The organism is Streptomyces sp. NPDC056628 (assembly GCF_042792555.1).
Classification (GTDB): domain Bacteria; phylum Actinomycetota; class Actinomycetes; order Streptomycetales; family Streptomycetaceae; genus Streptomyces.
Map to the genome: position 1 here is coordinate 1 of NZ_JBHTWG010000046.1, position 17,413 is coordinate 17,413.

15 protein-coding genes and 4 pseudogenes are annotated in these 17,413 nt (G+C 67.3%); 10 read left to right on the forward strand and 9 right to left on the reverse strand.

Translation table 11 applies throughout. The features are described from left to right. The first annotated feature begins 209 nt into the window (after positions 1–209). Positions 210–1,185, forward strand: a pseudogene (locus ACFRAC_RS33000) (tyrosine-type recombinase/integrase). A gap of 42 nt (positions 1,186–1,227) precedes the next feature. Here ACFRAC_RS33000 and ACFRAC_RS33005 read toward each other — a convergent pair. After that, complete coding sequence (locus ACFRAC_RS33005; protein ID WP_382937435.1) at positions 1,228–2,163, reverse strand: LysR family transcriptional regulator; 936 nt, start codon at positions 2,161–2,163, stop codon at positions 1,228–1,230. 139 nt (positions 2,164–2,302) lie between these two features. Between ACFRAC_RS33005 and ACFRAC_RS33010 the strand changes: the two genes are divergently transcribed. Together ACFRAC_RS33010 and ACFRAC_RS33015 are read left to right on the forward strand one after the other, a co-directional pair. Then, the gene (locus ACFRAC_RS33010) at positions 2,303–3,547 is read left to right on the forward strand and encodes an MFS transporter (RefSeq protein ID WP_382937440.1); all 1,245 of its coding nucleotides are present in this window, start codon (positions 2,303–2,305) and stop codon (positions 3,545–3,547) included. Between the two features lie 91 nt (positions 3,548–3,638). After that, a complete protein-coding gene (locus ACFRAC_RS33015; RefSeq protein ID WP_382937444.1) occupies positions 3,639–4,238 on the forward strand; it encodes a cysteine hydrolase family protein in 600 nt (199 codons plus the stop codon). Between the two features lie 38 nt (positions 4,239–4,276). On the opposite strand, the gene ACFRAC_RS33020 is transcribed toward ACFRAC_RS33015, so the two are convergent. Then, positions 4,277–4,477 (reverse strand): Tn3 family transposase, encoded by a 201-nt coding sequence (locus tag ACFRAC_RS33020; protein ID WP_382937447.1) that lies wholly within the window; start codon positions 4,475–4,477, stop codon positions 4,277–4,279. Next, positions 4,404–4,739, reverse strand: a pseudogene (locus ACFRAC_RS33025) (DUF4158 domain-containing protein); the annotation flags it as partial. The pseudogene ACFRAC_RS33025 and the gene ACFRAC_RS33020, both read right to left, overlap by 74 nt. Positions 4,740–5,310: 571 nt before the next feature. Here ACFRAC_RS33025 and ACFRAC_RS33030 point away from each other — a divergent pair. After that, positions 5,311–6,138, forward strand: a complete 828-nt coding sequence (locus ACFRAC_RS33030) for a glycoside hydrolase domain-containing protein (RefSeq protein ID WP_382937452.1) — start codon at positions 5,311–5,313, stop codon at positions 6,136–6,138. Positions 6,139–6,648: 510 nt separating this feature from the next. Here the strand turns inward: ACFRAC_RS33030 and ACFRAC_RS33035 are convergent. Continuing rightward, entirely contained in the window at positions 6,649–7,224 is a 576-nt protein-coding gene (locus ACFRAC_RS33035) for a CGNR zinc finger domain-containing protein (RefSeq protein ID WP_382937457.1), read from the reverse strand. A gap of 206 nt (positions 7,225–7,430) precedes the next feature. Between ACFRAC_RS33035 and ACFRAC_RS33040 the strand changes: the two genes are divergently transcribed. Next, positions 7,431–8,054: a LysE family translocator gene (locus ACFRAC_RS33040; RefSeq protein WP_382937460.1), complete on the forward strand. Its 624-nt coding sequence runs from the start codon at positions 7,431–7,433 to the stop codon at positions 8,052–8,054. 146 nt (positions 8,055–8,200) lie between these two features. Here ACFRAC_RS33040 and ACFRAC_RS33045 read toward each other — a convergent pair whose 3' ends face one another. Both ACFRAC_RS33045 and ACFRAC_RS33050 read right to left on the reverse strand, forming a co-directional pair. Further along, complete coding sequence (locus ACFRAC_RS33045; protein WP_382937463.1) at positions 8,201–9,376, reverse strand: PP2C family protein-serine/threonine phosphatase; 1,176 nt, start codon at positions 9,374–9,376, stop codon at positions 8,201–8,203. Continuing rightward, positions 9,373–10,950, reverse strand: coding sequence for an ATP-binding protein (locus ACFRAC_RS33050; RefSeq protein ID WP_382937469.1), 1,578 nt, complete (start codon positions 10,948–10,950; stop codon positions 9,373–9,375). The genes ACFRAC_RS33045 and ACFRAC_RS33050 overlap by 4 nt, the downstream gene beginning before the upstream one ends. A 125-nt stretch (positions 10,951–11,075) precedes the next feature. On the opposite strand from ACFRAC_RS33050, the gene ACFRAC_RS33055 reads away from it, so the two are divergent. Both ACFRAC_RS33055 and ACFRAC_RS33060 read left to right on the forward strand, forming a co-directional pair. Next, a complete protein-coding gene (locus tag ACFRAC_RS33055; RefSeq protein WP_382937472.1) occupies positions 11,076–11,438 on the forward strand; it encodes a hypothetical protein in 363 nt (120 codons plus the stop codon). Positions 11,439–11,441: 3 nt separating this feature from the next. Continuing rightward, on the forward strand, positions 11,442–11,876 hold the full coding sequence (locus tag ACFRAC_RS33060; RefSeq protein ID WP_382937474.1) for a response regulator: 435 nt from the start codon (positions 11,442–11,444) through the stop codon (positions 11,874–11,876). Between the two features lie 355 nt (positions 11,877–12,231). On the opposite strand, the pseudogene ACFRAC_RS33065 reads toward ACFRAC_RS33060, so the two are convergent. Next, positions 12,232–12,526: pseudogene (locus ACFRAC_RS33065) on the reverse strand (transposase); the annotation flags it as partial. Positions 12,527–13,073: 547 nt separating this feature from the next. Here ACFRAC_RS33065 and ACFRAC_RS33070 point away from each other — a divergent pair. Continuing rightward, positions 13,074–13,283 carry a helix-turn-helix domain-containing protein gene (locus tag ACFRAC_RS33070; RefSeq protein ID WP_382937476.1) on the forward strand — a complete coding sequence of 70 codons (210 nt, stop codon included), beginning with the start codon at positions 13,074–13,076 and terminating at the stop codon, positions 13,281–13,283. Between the two features lie 15 nt (positions 13,284–13,298). On the opposite strand, the gene ACFRAC_RS33075 is transcribed toward ACFRAC_RS33070, so the two are convergent. Together ACFRAC_RS33075 and ACFRAC_RS33080 are read right to left on the reverse strand one after the other, a co-directional pair. Further along, positions 13,299–13,790, reverse strand: coding sequence for a hypothetical protein (locus ACFRAC_RS33075; RefSeq protein ID WP_382937479.1), 492 nt, complete (start codon positions 13,788–13,790; stop codon positions 13,299–13,301). A gap of 279 nt (positions 13,791–14,069) precedes the next feature. After that, positions 14,070–14,372: pseudogene (locus tag ACFRAC_RS33080) on the reverse strand (transposase); the annotation flags it as partial. A gap of 696 nt (positions 14,373–15,068) precedes the next feature. Between ACFRAC_RS33080 and ACFRAC_RS33085 the strand changes: the two are divergent. Both ACFRAC_RS33085 and ACFRAC_RS33090 read left to right on the forward strand, forming a co-directional pair. After that, a complete protein-coding gene (locus ACFRAC_RS33085; RefSeq protein WP_382937482.1) occupies positions 15,069–15,806 on the forward strand; it encodes a FadR/GntR family transcriptional regulator in 738 nt (245 codons plus the stop codon). A gap of 164 nt (positions 15,807–15,970) precedes the next feature. Beyond that, positions 15,971–17,332 (forward strand): MFS transporter, encoded by a 1,362-nt coding sequence (locus ACFRAC_RS33090; RefSeq protein ID WP_382937485.1) that lies wholly within the window; start codon positions 15,971–15,973, stop codon positions 17,330–17,332. The last annotated feature ends 81 nt before the right edge of the window (positions 17,333–17,413 follow it).

The window sequence follows — 17,413 nt, forward strand, 5'->3', positions numbered from 1 at the left end:
TCGCTACGAGCGCAAAGCCGAGCACTTCCTCGCCTTCACCAGCATCGCCTGCACCCTCATCTGCTACCGCAGGCTCACCAAATGAGATGGCCTCTAAAGTCTTCCCACGGATAACACCCAATATCTGCGGTAGCTTGATTCGTCACCTGCGGTGACGGTCTACAGGCCGTACGCGAAGCGGCCCTGTTGTCTGCGGCAAGAGGGAAGCGGTGCCCACCGTCGTACAGCTGCTGGCCAGGGAAGGCGTTGACCGTCCGTGCGGCGGCGGACGTGTTCCTCGACTCGCTCGGCAACCCGAACACGGTCCGGAAGTACGGAATCGGGGTGGGTAAAACCACTGAACGGCTCGGCGAGGCCCGGCCGCTGGCGGCGGTCGCGGACGACGAGATCGGTGAGGCCCTGGAACTGCTTCGGGGCACAGCGGCGGTCAACACGTGGAACTCCCGCCGGGCGGGGGTGCTGTCTTGGCTCGGCTGGTGCCGTGAGCGCGGTTACGAGGGACCGATGGTCCCGGCCTGGGCAAAGCGGTTTGCGGTGCCGGACTCTGAGACCCCGGCCCGCTCGAAGATGGCGGCCGACCGGCCCATCGCGCGGCGCGAGGTGCACCTGCGGGAGAAGACTCTGTGGCGGATGCTCTACGAGACCTCCGGGCGGTCCGAGGAGATCCTGGGCGTCAACATCGAGGAACTGGACCTCTCGGGGCGCCGTTGCCTGGTCAAGGCCAAGGGAGCCCGGACCAAGGCCCGCCGCCGGGGCCAGTCGCGCGAGGACTACGTGCTGGAGCCCGTGTACTGGGATGCCGGCACCGCCCGGCTCCTGCCCCGGCTGCTCAAGGGACGAACCCGCGGGCCGGTGTTCGTCACCCATCGCCGCCCGGGGCCGGGCAAGGTCGTCAGCCCCCGCGACGTATGCCCGGACACCGGGCTGGCCAGGCTGTCGTACGGGCAGGCCCGCGCCGTGCTCGACGAGCACACCGCCCTGCGCGGGCCGGGTACAGGCTGGGACCTGCACGAGTACCGCCACTCCGCCCTGACCCACCTCGGCGAGCAGGGTGCCTCGCTGTTGATGCTGGTGGCGAAGTCCCGGCACAAGACGCCGGAGAACGTCCGCCGCTACTTCAAGCCCTCCCCGGAGGCGATCGCCGAGCTGACCAGCCTGCTCGCCCCCGGCGACGCCCGCCGTTGACCGCCTGCGCCGGGCAGGGCTGGCCCGCGCGGGCGGGGGCGTTCAGCGAGGAATCGCCCAGCTCGGTGTCCAGGTCCCGGTGGCGTCGTGGCCGGCCGCTGTGGTGGCGAGGTGGGTGCGGAGGGTGGCCAGCGCGGGGTGGGGGTTGTCGCGGTGCCAGAGGAGCGAGTGCGGATAGACGGGCGTCGGGTCGGTCACCGGGATACGGCGCAGGCCGTGGTCGGCGGGCCAGATGAGGCGGGTGTGTTCGCCCATCAAAGTGGCCAGGGCCGGGGTGTCGGCGATGGTGTCGAGGAGCGCGTCGGAGCCGAAGTTGGGGCCCGTCACCTCGATGGTGAGGCCGAACTCGGCCACGAGGTCGTCGTAGTAGGCGCCCCACTCGGTACCGGGGGCGATGCCGGGCATCCAGATCCGGTGCCCGGTGAGCCGGGCGACGGTCACCGACCGGGCGCCCGCCAGCGCGTGGGCGGGGCCGGTGAGGAGCTGGAGCGGCTCGTCGAGCACCCGGACGGAGGCAATGTCCTCCGGCAGGGGCCGGCCGGGCGCGGCGACGGCGCGGAAGGACGCGTCGATCGCACCGGAACGAATGGCGGTGACGGCCGTATCGATGTCGAACAGCATCATCACGTCGAGCTCGATGTCGGGGTATACGCGATGGAAGCCACGCATCAGGCCCGACTGCGCGCTGCGCGAGGCGAGCACGTCAACACGCAGCGGACGGCGGCCCGGGCGCACGGACGCGCCTGCACGCTCGGCGACGCGCAGCAGCTCGCGTGCGTGGGGCAGGAACGCCTGCCCGTCGATGGTGAGCTCAGCGCCGCGTGGGGCACGTGTGAACAACCGCACGCCGAGAGTGCGCTCCAGCGCGGCGATGCGTTTGGACACGGCCTGCTGGGTGATCGACAGGTCGGCGGCGGCTTTCTGGAACTGGCACGCTTCCGCGACGGCGACGAAGGTACGTACTGCTTCGAGGTCCACGTCGACCCACCTTAGTGAACAACTGGTGGTTGTGGATTGCTGGCAGGTCAGTTGTTTGACCTGCGGTTGTCCTGCCCGTTTATCTCTCATCGGTCAACGTCGGTTTGTTCGGATGGGACCTAAGGGGAGTGCGCTGAGCATGGTGGGCAGGAGACGGTTGGGCCGGCAGTTCGGCTGGCTGTGGGCGTCGTATGCGGTGAGTGCCTACGGGGCCGGGCTGGGGTTCGGGGCGTTGCCGCTGATCGCCGTGCTGGTGCTGCATGCCGGACCAGCCGAGGTGTCCGCACTGTCCGCAGTGGGGCCTGCGGTGGGAGCGCTGATCGCGGTGCCGCTCGCGCCGTGGGTGGAGTTCCGGCGCAAGCGCCCGGTCATGATCATGATGGACTTGGCCCGGTTTGCGGCCATGGCGACGATCCCGGTCGCCTACGCCTTCGGACGGCTCAGCTTCGTCCAGCTGCTCGTGGTCTCGGCTGTGATCGCCGCAGCCAAGATCGCCTTCAACGCAGCCAGTGGCGCCTACCTCAAGGCCCTCGTACGGCCGGATGACCTGCTCGTCGCCAACGCACGGTTCGAGTCCACGAACTGGAGCTCCATCGCGGTGGGGCCACCGCTGGGCGGGGCGGCGATCGGCCTGTTCGGGCCGGTCACCACCGTGGTGGCCGACGCGCTCAGCTACCTGCTCTCCGCGCTGGGCATCACCGCGATCCGCGGCCAGGAAGAAGCACCGCGAACAACCGAAAAGAGCCCGGTCCGGGCGGGCGCACTGCTCGACGGCTGGCGGCACATCATGGGCCACCCCGGTCTGCGGTCGCTCTACCTGAACAACATGCTCGTCGGCGGTCTGATCATGGCCACCGAGCCGCTACTGGCCGTGCTCCTCCTTCGTCAACTCGGGTTCCCGCCCTGGCAGTACGCCCTCGCTTTCGCCGCTCCATGCCTCGGCGGACTCGTCGGCTCCCGGCTGGCCCGTCGTGTCGTGGCCCGCTTCGGCCGGCACCAGGTCTTCCGGACCGTCGGCACCCTGCGTGCCATCTGGCTGATCGGCCTGGCCTTTGTCCGTCCCGGCGTCGTCGGTCTCGTCACCGTGATGGCCGTCGAGCTGGCAATCATCATCAACATGAGCCTGTACAGCCCCGTGCTCGCCACCTACCGGCTCGAACACACCCCCAAGCATCTCGTCGCCCGCACCCTGACGGCGTGGTCGATCGGCCAACAGGCATCCATCGCCGTCCTCACCGCACTCGCCGGACTGCTCGCCAACGTCACCAGCCCACGCACCGCTCTCACGGTCGCGGGACTGCTCATCCTGACCACCCCGCTCCTGCTTCCCCGACGGGACCACACGTCACAGCACGAGCCGGAACTGTCTCGCAGCCACTCATGAGGCACCGTAACTGGCCGCCGAAGCCCACATGCTGCGGCCGGTCCGCCGGTGCGCGTCGACCAGGCACACCACCAGCAAGGAGACCACTCGCGTGAGCACTGCGCCCGTACTTGACCCCGCGCACACCGCGCTTCTCGTCATGGACTACCAGCCCGCGATCCTGGCCTTTGTGCCCGAAGGCGAGGACCGCAACGCCCTGCTCGGTCGCGTGGAAGGGGCCATTGCTGACGTTCGCGCAAACGGCGGCACCATCGCCTACGTACGCATCGGCTTCACCGAGGCAGACTGGGACGCGATCCCGGCCTCCAACAAGTCCTTCGCCCCTCTGGCCCGACACCGCGCCATGCACCACGAGGACTCTGCCACCACCATCCACGTGCGCCTGGCTCCCCAGGACGGCGACATCGTCGTGCGCAAGATCCGCTACGGCGGCATGTCCACCACCGACCTCGACCAGCAGCTACGCGAGCGCGGCATCACCACTCTGGTCGTCTCCGGCATCAGTACCAGCGGAGTCGTCCTGTCCACCGTCATCGACGCGGCCGACCGCGACTACCAGCTCTACGTACTGTCCGACGGCGTCGCCGACCCGGACACCGAAGTCCACAACGTCCTGCTCCACCGGGTCTTCCCTTCACGGGCCCACATCATCGACACCACCGCGCTGCACTCCCTGCTCCGGGCTGGCTGACTCGGACCACGAGCCGATCCCACCCACGGCCGCCGCACCTACCCGGTGCGGCGGCCGCACTTCGGGTCGGGGCGGGCGTACACCGACGGGACGGGGACGACGAACCGCATGCCGTCCACAGAGGCGACCAGGCCGCCGCCCCACGCCTGCGCGAGCGGGTTGGACGGCCTCCTGAGTCTCACCGGCGTGTGTACGGGCCGTCCCGTCCCGCTCGCCGTACTCCTTGAGACACGACGCATCCGCAATCCCCAACTGCTCGGCCGGGTACTCGGCGACCTCCGCTGGTTCATGCCGCGGGTGCGGCATGAACCGGCCCAGATAGCGCACGCTCGTCAGCTGGACCGCGAACCCGAGCCGGTTGTGCGAACGCCGTTTGGCCTGCACTTTCTCCAGATCCGAGTCATCCAGGAAAAAGTACCGCTCCAGCTCCGCACATGACGGTGCTCCGTTGAACGCCGCGTACTGGGCTGCCTGTTGATCAGACAGGAACTCGACTGCCACCAGGTCCTCCGAAGATCGACAACATCGACCCGCGAAGGCTGCGCCGTACGATCAGCCCAGGTCAAAGCGCCAATCGAGGCCGCGAGCGCTTAGCGCACGATCTGACATGGATGTTCCTCAACCCCCAGGACACGCCCGGCGGCGGCCTCACCATGGTGCTCAGCGTCCGGATGGCCCCCGGGCCGCTGGACCAGACGGCGGTTCCGGCCGCGACCGGGCCCTGAGAGCCGCGGGCTTCAGCCAGGGGGCCGAGGAACCGATCGAATGAACGCCCGCTGTTGACCGCCACTCCGACTGCGACGGTCGCGCCCGCGTCAACAACCGGTCGTCACCACGGTCTCGAAGGTCGCCGTCATCTGTGCGGAGACCCTGGAACCCAGCATTGTCGCCCTCCACCACCAAGCAGCGGGGGCTTGGATAGAGTGCGGGAGCGCTCCGACTGCCGGAGCTCAACCGCGCCGCAACAGAACGCGCCGAGCGCTGCAGCCTCACCCCACGGTGTGTCGCCGCGTTCGCAAGCCTTCCGCCGGCGCACGTATGCGGCCGGGGCCGCGATCCGAATGGGGTGGGAATGACCAAGCACAGGCTGTCCAGGAGAGGCCGTCACATCGCGTGGGCCACGACAGGCGTCGTCGTGGTCGCCGGCGCCGGGATCGCGGCGCAGACCTCCATGGCCGCCACGAGCTGGCCGACGCAGAAGACGTACACGGGCCGGGCCTTCGACACCTGCACGGCGCCCTCCCTCGCTGCGATGAAGGCGTGGAAGACCGGCTTCTACGGGGCCGCCGCGGTTTACATCGGCGGTAAGAACCGCGGTTGCGCCCAGCCCAACCTCACCGCGTCCTGGGTGAAGTCGGTCAGCGCCGCCGGATGGAAGCTCATCCCGCTCTACGTCGGCGCCCAGCCGCCCTGCCAGACCAGCGGAAACCCGGAGAGGTTCACCGCCACCACAGCAGCCGCCCTCGGCAAGAGCAACGCCGAGGACGCCGTCGCTAAGGCATCCGCGCTCGGCATGAAGCCCGGCAGCCCCATCTACCTCAACATGGAGTCGTACGACATCACGAACAAAGCGTGCAACGACGCCACCCTGACGTACGTGCGCTCCTTCACCAAGACCCTGCGGGCCAAGACATACCGCGCCGGGCTCTACGGCTTCAGCAGCTCCAGCGCCAAGGCCATCGCCACGGCCACCGACCGGACCGACCTGCCCGGCAACCTCTGGTACGCGCTGTGGAACAGCAAGAACACCACCACCGCCGACTGGCCCTGGGATCCCAAGCTCTACACCGACCACAGCCGCGCCCACCAGTACATGGTCAACAGCAAGGAGACCCGCGGCGGCCACACCATCACCGTCGACCGCAACGCCTGGGACGCCCCGGTGGCCATCACCGGATAGAGGCCGGATAGGCCGTGATACCCGGGCACCAAGGCGTCCGGGAGTCCTCCTGCGTAGGCACGTGCAAGGTGGCGAAGAAGAGCTTCCTGGCACAGACGACGTCAAGAGTGCTGAGCCTCACGGCCAGTTTTTCATGGGCACCACCGTCAACACCGCTGCCGCCAAGCAGCGGGGAACCGGCCGCAGCGTCGCCTCCCTGGACGTCCACCAACCCGCAGTGGGCGGCGCCGTCAGAGCTGACGAAGCTTTCTACCGTGGTTCCCCGCTGTGACGGTGCACTGCCCGGCGCTCCCCGACAGGTCGGCTGCGTGTCGCCGTGTCGACCAGCCAGGACGGGGTGACGTGGTTTCGGGCGACCTTCCCCCTATATGACACATCCGGGAAGTGCGTGGGCCATCACCGAAAGCCCGTGGACGCCTGTCCGTCGGGGCCTGGAGGTCGTCTCGTCTGGCAAGCCTGCGCCAGCGGACGAGGGGACAGGGGGCGATGCCGGTGAACGCATGGAAGTGGTCAGCTGGCAAGGCCTGAGCTATTGCGCTTGTTGACGAGGAAGCGTGCCTTCTTCTCGCGATTTCCACACGTATTCATGTCGCACCATTTCCGTGTGCCGCCCCGACTGGTGTCCAGGAAAGCGGCTCGGCACGTGGGCGATGCGCACAAGGAAATCTTCCCGTCTCGCTCTCCCGCAAGTAGACCGATCGCATCGGCGGCGATCACGCTGAGCGCATCTTCTACGGAAGTAGAGCTCAGCCGCCATTTTCGGCCACCCTCGGAGGTCAAGATCGCCGAGGCCAGACCCTGAGTACTGCAGTCATTGATGATGTGGACAGCTGAAGAGGGAAGCGGGTTCTGGTTTGCGACGGCCGTGGCGGCTGTATGAATTGATTCCCTCAGCTCTCGAGCCCGGTCGAGCTGGGACTGGGTGCAGGAGTCGACCGCAAGTCCATTGACCGCCAACCAGTCTGCGAGCCGAGAGGGCACAGGGATTCGCTCTAGCGTCTCACCGTAACGCTCTGACACGGTTCCCGTGAAGCTGGTCGCTAGTATTTTACCCAAGCGAAACTCGGGGAAATAGACAGTAACCACGGAACCACCTTAGCGGGTTGCCGCCTGAAGCGCAAACATGTTAGAACCGCCATAGGTGGTTCTGTGTCGACTCGGGGATCCCCTGGGATCCTTCAAGGTCAGCAGCAGGTGTCCGGCCACCGACTCGGGCGACTCGGCGCGGGTCGATCGCTGCCGGCGTCGAGGGACTCCTGGGCATGCCACGCCAAGGCCGGAGGTAGTTGATCATGCTGGATTTAGCGGTACTGCCGAGCTATGTTGCGGTGATCCTGCTCTTTCTCGCTCCGCCCGGGCCTGATATGGCCTACATGCTCGCAGTGGGCCTTGAAGGTGGTCGCCTGTCCGCGCTGAGAGCGATCCTCGGTATAGGTACAGGTATGAGTTTCTATGCCGCCGCCGTCGTTGCCGGAATGGGGGAGATCGCTCGATCGCACCCATCGGTGCTTGATGTGGTGAGAATACTGGGTGCGGCGTATCTACTGTGGTTGGCGTACGTGACAATGCTGAGTGCGCGTCATGCGATCAACGGACACGGCGATATCGCGACGGGTAGGTGGTATCTGCGAGGAGTGGTAGTCAGCCTGACGAATCCCAAAATAATTCTCTTTTACCTCGCGGTGCTCCCGCAGTTCATAGGGAGTGCAGGGAATCCCGAACTGCAGATGACCGTTCTCGGTGCAATCAACGTCCTGATGGAGATAATTCTTTACGGGTGCATTGGAGTGGTGTCGGGATTTTTTCATTCACGACTCATCGGCTCAACAAAAGCGACGGCTGTGCTGAATTATGCTGCGTGCACCGTTTATGTCGTGTTGGCGGCGGCGATTATTGTTGAGATACTCCTGGCCTAAAAGGTCATCTCATTTGGCGCGTGAATGTGGGGTTCAGGCTTGCCCTGATGCCCACCTGACCTGCAGCAGAGCCTGATCAGAGCGGTGCGCGAGGCCGCTGCCTACGACCCCCTGCCGCTAACGGGGGAGTGACCGCCGGGTCGGCCCTATGCGAGATCCCAGTCCAGGCGGAGGATGGCGAGATCGTCCGTGTGCCGGTTGGCGTTGAGGGCGCGGGTCTCGACGATGAGCGCGTCGAGGTGGGCGCCGGGGTCCGCGGTGCGGAGCGTGTCGAGGATGCCGAGCAGGCCGTCGACTCCGAGCCGGGTGCCGGTGGTCCCGGCGAAGCCTTCGACAAGGCCGTCCGTGTAGGCGAGCAGAGCTCCGCGCGGAGGGAGGGAGAAGGTGGTCGACGGCCATTTCCCCAGGCCGGGTGCGACGCCGAGGGCGACTCCGTGGGCGGCGGTCACCTCGCGGGTGCCGACGCTGGTCAGCAGCAGCGGTTCGTGGTGGCCGGCCAGGTGCAGGGTGCACGTCGCCGCGGTGGGGTCCAGGGTGATGATGGTGCAGGTGGCGAAAAGGTCGTGGCCGGTGCGCTCGGCGACATGTATGCGTTCCAGCAGATGAAGCAGTTGCTGGTCGCGATGGCCGCCCAGGGTCAGCGCACGCCAGGCGATGCGCAGGCACACTCCGAGGGCCGCGGCGTCCGGGCCGTGGCCGCTGACGTCGCCGATGATGGCGTGGACCTGGCCGTCGTCGGTCTGGACGACGTCCAGGAAGTCGCCTCCGAGCAGTGCCTGTGCCCGGCCCGGGTAGTAGCGGCTGGCGGCGCTGACGGTGGCGGAGGTGAGAAGGGGCTCGGGCAGCAGTCCGCGCTCCAGACGCGCGTTCTCCTCGGCGCGGAGCTGCCCGATCTGGAGGGCGGCGCTGGCCTGCTCGACGTGCTTTCGCTGGACGGCGTAGCGCACCGCGCGTTGCATCAGGTCCGGTTCGACCTTGCCCTTGACGAGGTAGTCCTGGGCGCCCGCGGCGAGGGCTTCGACCCCTGCCCGGGGCTCGGCCAGGCCGGTCAGCACGATGATGGCGGCGGCGTGGGTCTCCGGCTGGAGCGCCTGGACGGTCTCCACGCCGGAGGCGTCGGGCAGGTGCAGGTCCAGCAGAACGCAGTCGACCGGCGTGGTGGCGAGCGTCGCCCGGGCCTCGGCGGCCGAGCGGCAGCGGATCAGGTTGTGCGGCAGGTCGGTGTCGTAGAGGAGTTCCTCGACGAGAAGGGCGTCCCCGTCGTCGTCCTCCACCAGCACGATGGTGTACTGCTCGGCACCGCCCGCTCTGTGGTCACTCACGGCTGTGTCTCCCCCTCCGGCACCGTAGGACCTTTCGTCGCGACGGGGAGGGTGAAGACGACGCGTGTCCCCGGCTGGTGGTCCGGGTCGATGGTGATCGTCCCGTCGTGGAACTCCACGATCTTCTTGCACATGGCCAGGCCGATGCCGGTGCCGGGGTAGGCGTCCTTGGTGTGCAGTCGCTGAAAGAGGATGAAGACCTTCTGCTGGAACTCCGGTGCGATCCCGATGCCGTTGTCACTGACCGCGAACTGCCATACGTCGTCGACGACGGCGGCGCTGATGTGGATGCGCGGTGTCCGTTCGGGACTGCGGAACTTGATGGCGTTCGAGAGCAGGTTCTGCCAGAGCATGGTGAGCTGGGTGGTGTCCCCGGCGATGGTGGGCAGCGGGTCGCTGGTGATCTCGGTGCCGCTCTCCTCGATGGCCACGCTGAGGTTGCCCAGGGCGCTGTCGAGCACGCTCTGCAGGTCCACGGTGCGGTGGTCGTTGTGTACACGGCCGACGCGGGAGAACGCCAGCAGATCGTTGATGAGGATCTGCATGCGGTTGGCGCCGTCGACGGCGAAGTCGATGTACTGGTCGGCTCGTTCGTCCAGCTGGCCCCCGTAGCGCCGTTGCAGGAGCTGGGTGAAACTGGACACCTTGCGCAGCGGTTCCTGCAGGTCGTGGGAGGCGACGTAGGCGAACTGCTCCAGCTCCGTGTTCGATCGCTTGAGGTCCGCCGCCTGTTCGTCCAGCAGCCTGCGGGACTCTTCGCTGGACTGGAGTTCCGCGACCAGGCGCCGGCGCATCAGGTCCACGTCGGCCGCCAGCCGGCGCAGGTCGGCCGGACCCGCGCCGTCCAGGGAGCGGTCGAAGCGTCCCTGTGCGACGTCACGGGCCGACGAGCCGAGCCGGGTGAGCGGAGCGGTGATGCCGCGGCGCAGGCCCTCGAAGATGAGCACCGTGACCAGGACGATGACGACGGCGATGCCGGTGAACATCCAGTTCCGTACGGTCATGGCCGCCCGCAGCTCGCGGCTGACCTCGGTGCGCCGGTCCTGGAGGTGGGCCTGCTGGCGCGTCATGGCGGTGCGCAGGCGGTCGAAGGTGGCCTTGCCCTCCGTCGTGCGCTTCTCGGCCGCGTCGACCACGTCGCTCGGAGCCGCTGTCGACACGGGGCGGGCTATGCGCTCATGCCAGGTACCGGCCAGCGCCTGCACGTCGGCCAGATCCTTGAGGCCCCCGGCATCGCCCTTCAGCAGGGGCTTGAGCTTCCTGAGGGCAGAGCGCTCGTCCGCCACGCCCTGTCGGTAGGGGGCCAGGAAGTCCTCGCTTCCGGACAGTCCGTAGCCGCGGATACCGGTCTCCTGGTTGACCAGGGCTTCCTCCAGCCTGATCGAGGCGATCAGGGCGGGAGTGCGGCGATCGATTATCTCGTTGGTCAGCTGTGAAGTGCGCCACATTGCCCAAATGCCCAGCGCCCCCAGGACGGTCAGCACGGAGAGGGTGACCGAGACGCCGACCCGCAGCCAGCGGCGGGTGGTCCAGGCGGACATGGCACCCTCGGCGGGCGACGGCCTTCTGCTCATGGCGGTTCGAATCTCTCCCTCAAGCAACGACTCGCGCCACGACATCCACACGCGACACGCACACTGTACCCGTGCCATGACAACGGACGTTGTCCTGGGGGAGATCAAAGCCCTAGGCTGCTGTCATGCCTAGATCTTCTTCCACCGCGGCTCCATCAGGCGGCGAGACGACCGCGCTGGTGGCACAGGTGGTCGACGAACTCACCCGCTGCATGGCGCAGCACAGCGGCGACCTCTCGGCAGACCCCGCCCGAACCGCCGGTGAGGCCCGCCAGGGCGCACTGGCGCGCCTGCGGGTCCTGGCCAGCGTCAAGGAATGCGTCCGGCACCTGGAGGACCAGGCAGCCCACGCCGCAGCCGCGCACGGCGCCGGCTACCCGGAGATCGGTCAGGCCATGAACATGAGCCGGCAAGGAGCCCGGCGCCGCTGGCCCGGCCTGATCACCAGCAGCACACCCCATCCCACCCCCCGACCCCGGAGCTCGTGAACCATGGCTGCCGCCGCCGCAACCCATCCCTACAACGTGCTGTTGGTCGAGGACGACGCCGCCGACGCCCTGCTCATTCAGGACGCCCTCACCGAACGCGGAACCCGCAACATCACCCAGGTCTCCGACGGCATCGACGCCCTGGAATTCCTGCGCGACCAGGCCAACGAGCGTCCCGACCTCATCGTGCTCGACCTCAACATGCCGCGGATGAACGGGCGGGAGTTCCTCGCGGTGGTGAAGGAGGACCCCGAGCTGCGCACCATCCCCGTCGTGGTCCTGACCACCTCGGCCGCTCCTGACGACGTCACCGGCGCCTATCACCACCACGCCAACGCCTACGTCACCAAGCCCGTCAACCTCGACGAGTTCGAAGCGGCGGTACGCAGCATTGACGCCTTCTACCTCGACATCGCCGTGAAGCCCCCCAAGGCGTAACCGTCCGCGCCCACCCGTTCGTGAGCTTCGGCCAGCTCGCGAACGGGTCCTCGCCAGATGCGTCAGCCATGCGTATCCGCAGAGGCCATCGACGGCTTCGCGGCGAGCGCACGGCACCGGATCGCGCCGCCTTCGCACCTACGGGACCAACCCTCGGCGGTGCTGCCGGCCACCCGTGAGGCGGGGGCACTCAGCACCCGGGCGCGGACACTGGTCTCGGCCCTCGGGCTGAGGAGTGTCGTGCCGGGTCCGAGAACTCCGCTCGCGTCGGAGGTGGCCAGTGCGACCTCTCGGCCCGGCGTCGGCGTACAGCGACGAGCGTGCCGGCACCGGTGACCGCTGCCGAGGCGGCCAGGGCAATGCCCCGTCGGGCGATCACGGGTTTGATGCCACGATTCACACAGCAGGCGGCGGTACTTGTCGAAGTCGTAGCCTCGGTCGGCGTACAGGCACAGGGGTGTGCGGCGAGGGCGTCCCCGAGCTCCCCGATTCGGCGGGACCTCGTCGAACAGGGGTAGGAGCTGGGTGACGTCGTGTCGGTTGCCGCAAGTGAGCGTCACGGCGAATGGGGCTTCGTGTCGGTTGACGATCAGGTGGTGCTTGGAGCCGGGGCGGGCGCGGTCGACGGGTGAAGGGCCGACGTGGGCCCCCCGATCCCACAGGTCGTCCGGAACAAGATCAGCACGCCCCCGGACACACCTGCCGCGTCTCTCCGAGGCAGCGGCCAACGAGTGCATACGCCTGAGCTACGCGATCCAGGCGCACTTCAGAAGGGCGTGGGAGACGAGCGGAGCACGGCGGGCCGGGAGTGGCATGCGGAGCTTCAACGAATGAACCAGTCCTTGGAGGAGCAGGCGCACAAATTTCACGACGAGCAAGCACGCTGCTTGTCGGATCGCTGCTATGCCGAGATGTACGTCCGGGCCGAGTGGGTCGGAGATCCTGATGGCTGGCCGCCGAGGTACATCACGATCTGCACGGACATCCGGACAGTCAGGGGAGCAGCCCTCCGCCGTCAGCTCTTCCCCAGGCGGATCTGGGAGCCCTACCCGGACCCGTCATGGCGCACGTCAGCCGAGTGCTTGCAACTTGAAGCAACTTGACCGCATGATCGCGATCAGCAGGACACGTACGTCCTCATGCGGGCCCCGACGTCACTGGCGGACCGGGGCCTTTCGCATGTTCGGGAGGGCTTCGGTGGAGGACGAACTCTGGCTGACGGTCCGCGAGGCCGCCGAGCTGACGGGCGTCAGTATCGTGACGGTCTACTCGTGGGTCCGCCGAGGGCACCTGAAGGTCGAGGGCCTCGATCACCGGGGCCAGAAGCTCTTCCGGCACTTCTCCGTCGCCCGGGCCGAGAAGGCCACGAGGGTGAAGGCCGAGCGCGTGCTCGTCCATGTCGCCTGATCCAGGAGCCCTGGGCTACTTCGGCATGACCATGCCTTGGTCCGTCACCTCGTAGCTCTGCAGGCACTCCAGGTACGCGGCTTCCGATACGTCGTACGGACCGCCAGCCTGCTGATTGCAGTACTTGCTCAGGATCTGACTCTTCTGCGCGCCCGATATCCCCGCAGGCTGGTTGTTCTGCTGCTGATTGTCCTGCGACTGATCGTCCAACTGCTCCTGCACCCAGGGGTCCGGGGAGGATGCACCCGAGCCTCCATCGGAGCCGAGGACCGCGCCGCCCAGGAAGAACGAACCCACGGCAACGGCGGCGACGCCTCCCCAGAGGGCGATCGGCCGCTTCCACCAAGGCCTTTCCACTCTGGCCAGGACGCGCTGGTACTCCGGGTCATTCTCGTGCTCGTCTCGCCAACCGTCCGGCGAGTCCGTCGCGTTAGCCGTGGTCTGCGTCGCAGGGGGCTCGGACGGGCGCGGGGGAACGTTCGGGGGAAGTGGCGACGGGTTCTCCACGACAGCCTCCTTGGAGCCCTGACCGGCAACTACGTCGTGCACGATAAGTCGGGCTGCACAGAATATGCATGAGGTATACACGGGATCTACTCATGGGACCGCACCGTGATCTGGTCGTGAGGTTCGTCTGACGGCTGGCGGTACCTGATCCGTCAGGGAGCCGGGCTCTCCGGCTGCTGCTGCGGGACGGTGTCGTTGATGTGCGCCTGCGGAAGAGGATCGGCCGGCTTCAGGACACCGCCCAGCTCGGGCAGTTCAGCAGCCGAGAACTTCAGGATGGAGGCGGGAGACCGTGGGGTCGGAGGCTACCGGCCCGAACACGGCCGCTCGGCCCGCAGCATGCCGACATCCACGAGGCGGTTCCCGCCCAGCGCGATGGCCAGGGCCACGTCCAACAGGATCCTGCCCGGATCATGTACCGCCCGGGCCTTCCGCCACGGCGTCAGCGCCGCTGATATCGCGGTCTCCAGGCCGGCCTTGCGGACGGTCTCGACCAGCAGCACGCCCCCCGGCCTGCGAGACCACCGCCCGGCCGCCGCCCTCGATGCGGACACACGGGTACGACCCGACACGCTTCTTCACCTGGAGAGTGCTTCTTTCCGCGCAGCCGACAGGACCCTAGAAAAGTCCGATCGTTGCAGGTCAGGAGCACTCTCCGCCTATTTGATCAAGCCTCGGACACTCCACCTCGAGAAAGCGCGAGGCTAGCGACACCGTCCACAAGGGCGACGACGCGGAGGGACGTGCAGGCGCTTTGCCCGGCGCTGACCTGGACGGGGATCGCACGAGCACCGGGCATGGAGCCCACGCCGCGGTCGGGCACGCAAAAGCAGTCGTCGTGCTTCGCCGTCCTGGCAGCGCGTTGCCGCCGGTCCCCGTACACCTGCACCGTGGCGGCCGCCGCCTGCACAGCGGCCGCCATAGCCGGAACAGGCCCGGCCCCGTCCAAGGACGCCGTCATGTGCTGGATGTGCGGGATCACCGTGAGGAGGCCGGGGGTCAGGCCGTGACGCTGACGTCGCCGCAGTCGAGCCCACACCCCCACTGGGCTGTTCAAAATGCGTGTTCGGTGGGGAGTTTGCCCGCCAAGGCACCGTCTTCGTCGGGGAGGGAGTGTCCCCCTGCAGCAGGCTGCGGAGGCCTACATTATGTCTAGATGCAAACGTCAGACGTTAGCCAGCCCTTGCGCATAAAATCAGGCATCCACTAGCCCCTGCACGTAGCGCGTCGGCAACTGCGCGTGACCGGCAATGAGAGAAGCGGGACAGCAAGATGGCCATGAAAGCGAACGGCGACGCGCCTCGCAAAGTGATCGGTCGGACGGTGTTGCGACCACGGGAGCAGGTCGAGGAGACCATCAGGGCCGCCATCTTGTCCGGCGAGCTCAAGTCCGGCGAAATGCTGCCTCCGGAGGCGGAACTGGCGCGCCAATTCAACGTCAGCCGGACGACCTTGCGCGAGGCCCTGCGGGTGCTGTCGTCACAACATCTGATCACAAAGGTGCCCGGGGCCAGGGGCGGCAACTTCGTGCAGTCGATCGACTACCACTCCCTGGGCGACGTCATGATGGAGTCGGTCGACAACCTCCTCGCCCTGGGCAGCATCGAGTTCGACGAGGTGGCCGAGGTCCGGCAGCAGCTCGAGGTGCCTTCCGTACGCCTCGCGGCAGTCAACCGGACCGACGAGCACGTCCAGCAGTTGACCGCCATCGTTGAGCGGCAGAAGACCGCATCGGTGGACGATCCCGAGATCCCGGAGCTCGACCGCCAGTTCCACACTTTGATCGCGCGGGCCTCCGGCAATCGCGTGCTGGCCAGCTTCGTCGCCGCTCTTCACCACGCCACCGAGCCGGTGCACTACCTGGACCTCTCGCCCGAGGTCGGCCGCGAGACCGTCAAGCAGCATCAGCGCATCGTCCAGGCCGTCCAGCGGCAGGATCCGGACGCAGGGGAGGCGGCGGTGGTCAAGCACCTCACCTACCTGAGGCGCCACATCACAGCCCATCGGACTCGGTGACAGTCTGCTCCTGAAGGGCGCGCACCTGTACGGATATTTAAATGTTGGACCTTGCGCGCCCTGTCTATTGTCACTAGCGTGCCTCTCGTCACACCTGCTGTGACCCGCGCTACACCATCCGGTGTCGCCAGCAGCGCGGACTACTCCTCGTTCTGGAGGACACCGTGGTCACTACGACCGAGAGCTCGCACGTCTCCATTGCGCGGGTCGCTGGTGCCAGCCTCATCGGCACGACGATCGAGTTCTTCGACTTCTTCATCTTCGGCACCGCTTCGGCGCTGATCTTCGGGAAGCTCTTCTTCCCCGACCTCGACCCGCTGATCGGTACCCTCGCCGCCTTCGCGACCTTCGGCGTCGCGTTCGCCGCACGGCCCCTCGGCGCCCTGATCTTCGGGCACTTCGGTGACCGGGTGAGCCGCAAGCAGATGCTGGTCACCAGCTTGATGATGATGGGCATCGGCACCATCGCAGTCGGCCTCCTGCCGACGTACTCCCAGGTCGGCATTCTGGCGCCGGTTCTCCTCGTGGTCTGCCGGCTGGTTCAGGGGCTCGCGCTCGGTGGTGAGTGGGGTGGAGCGGTTCTCATGGCCGTCGAGCACGCACCCAAGCGAAAGCGGGCCTTCTACGCCAGTTGGCCGCAGATCGGCGTGCCGTTCGGGCTGGTGATCGCCACCGGCATGTTCTTCCTGGTGCGGCAGCTCCCCCAGAACCAGCTCGAGTCGTGGGGCTGGCGGATCCCGTTCCTGGTGAGCGCGGTGCTGGTGGCACTCGGCCTCTACATCCGACTCAAGATCGATGACTCCCCGGCGTTCAAGGCGGTCAAGGAGAAGGGTCAGGAGGAGCGCTTCCCGGCCGCCACGGTCTTCCGCAAGAGCGGCGGCCGCGTGGTCATCGGCGCCCTGACCGTCGCGGCCGCGAACATTCCCTTCTACATGGTCACCGTGTTCGCCCTCACCTACGGGGCTGAGGACGGCGTGAGCAAGAACGCGATGCTCGGGGCGGTCTGCCTGGCGTCGCTGGTGCAGATGGGCACCATCCCGTTCGCGGCACGCTTCTGCGATCGTTACGGCCGCCGCCCGGTCCTCATGGTCGGCTGTGTCGCCACGATCCTCATGGCCTTCCCCTTCTTCTGGCTGATCGACACGCATAACCCTGCCGCCATTGTGCTGGCCATGATGCTTGCGCTGCCGATCTGTCACACGCTGACCTACGCCCCGCAGTCGAGCTTCCTGCCCGAACTGTTCCCCACCCAGCTGCGCTACAGCGGCGCAGGCATCTCCTACACGCTGGGTGGACTGCTGTTCAGTGCGCCCGTGCCGTTCATCAGTGCGGCGCTGATGGACCGCTTCGGCGGCGCATGGCCGTTGGCGGTGTACATCGCCTGTGGTGCGGCCATCAGCCTTGTCGCCGTCATGGTGGCCAGGGAGTCCCGGGACGACGAGATCACCTGGTCGGCGAAGCCGGCCGACGGGGAGGTCCCCTCGAGGACCGACGGCACCGCGGATCACCTCCCGGCCGCCCTCTGAGAACGGCCGCGGGTCGCCTGGCGCTGGCACGCGGGCGGCCCGCGGCACCTAAAAGTCCACTATTAATCTTCCGGTACATGT

What these genes read in the sequence shown, in the direction of transcription:
- ACFRAC_RS33010 (WP_382937440.1), top strand. Translation starts at nt 2,303, where the DNA reads ATGGTGGGCAGGAGACGGTTGGGCCGGCAGTTCGGCTGGCTGTGGGCG.
- ACFRAC_RS33020 (WP_382937447.1), bottom strand. Translation starts at nt 4,477, where the DNA reads ATGCGTCGTGTCTCAAGGAGTACGGCGAGCGGGACGGGACGGCCCGTA.
- ACFRAC_RS33030 (WP_382937452.1), top strand. Translation starts at nt 5,311, where the DNA reads ATGACCAAGCACAGGCTGTCCAGGAGAGGCCGTCACATCGCGTGGGCC.
- ACFRAC_RS33040 (WP_382937460.1), top strand. Translation starts at nt 7,431, where the DNA reads ATGCTGGATTTAGCGGTACTGCCGAGCTATGTTGCGGTGATCCTGCTC.
- ACFRAC_RS33050 (WP_382937469.1), bottom strand. Translation starts at nt 10,950, where the DNA reads ATGAGCAGAAGGCCGTCGCCCGCCGAGGGTGCCATGTCCGCCTGGACC.
- ACFRAC_RS33055 (WP_382937472.1), top strand. Translation starts at nt 11,076, where the DNA reads ATGCCTAGATCTTCTTCCACCGCGGCTCCATCAGGCGGCGAGACGACC.
- ACFRAC_RS33060 (WP_382937474.1), top strand. Translation starts at nt 11,442, where the DNA reads ATGGCTGCCGCCGCCGCAACCCATCCCTACAACGTGCTGTTGGTCGAG.
- ACFRAC_RS33085 (WP_382937482.1), top strand. Translation starts at nt 15,069, where the DNA reads ATGAAAGCGAACGGCGACGCGCCTCGCAAAGTGATCGGTCGGACGGTG.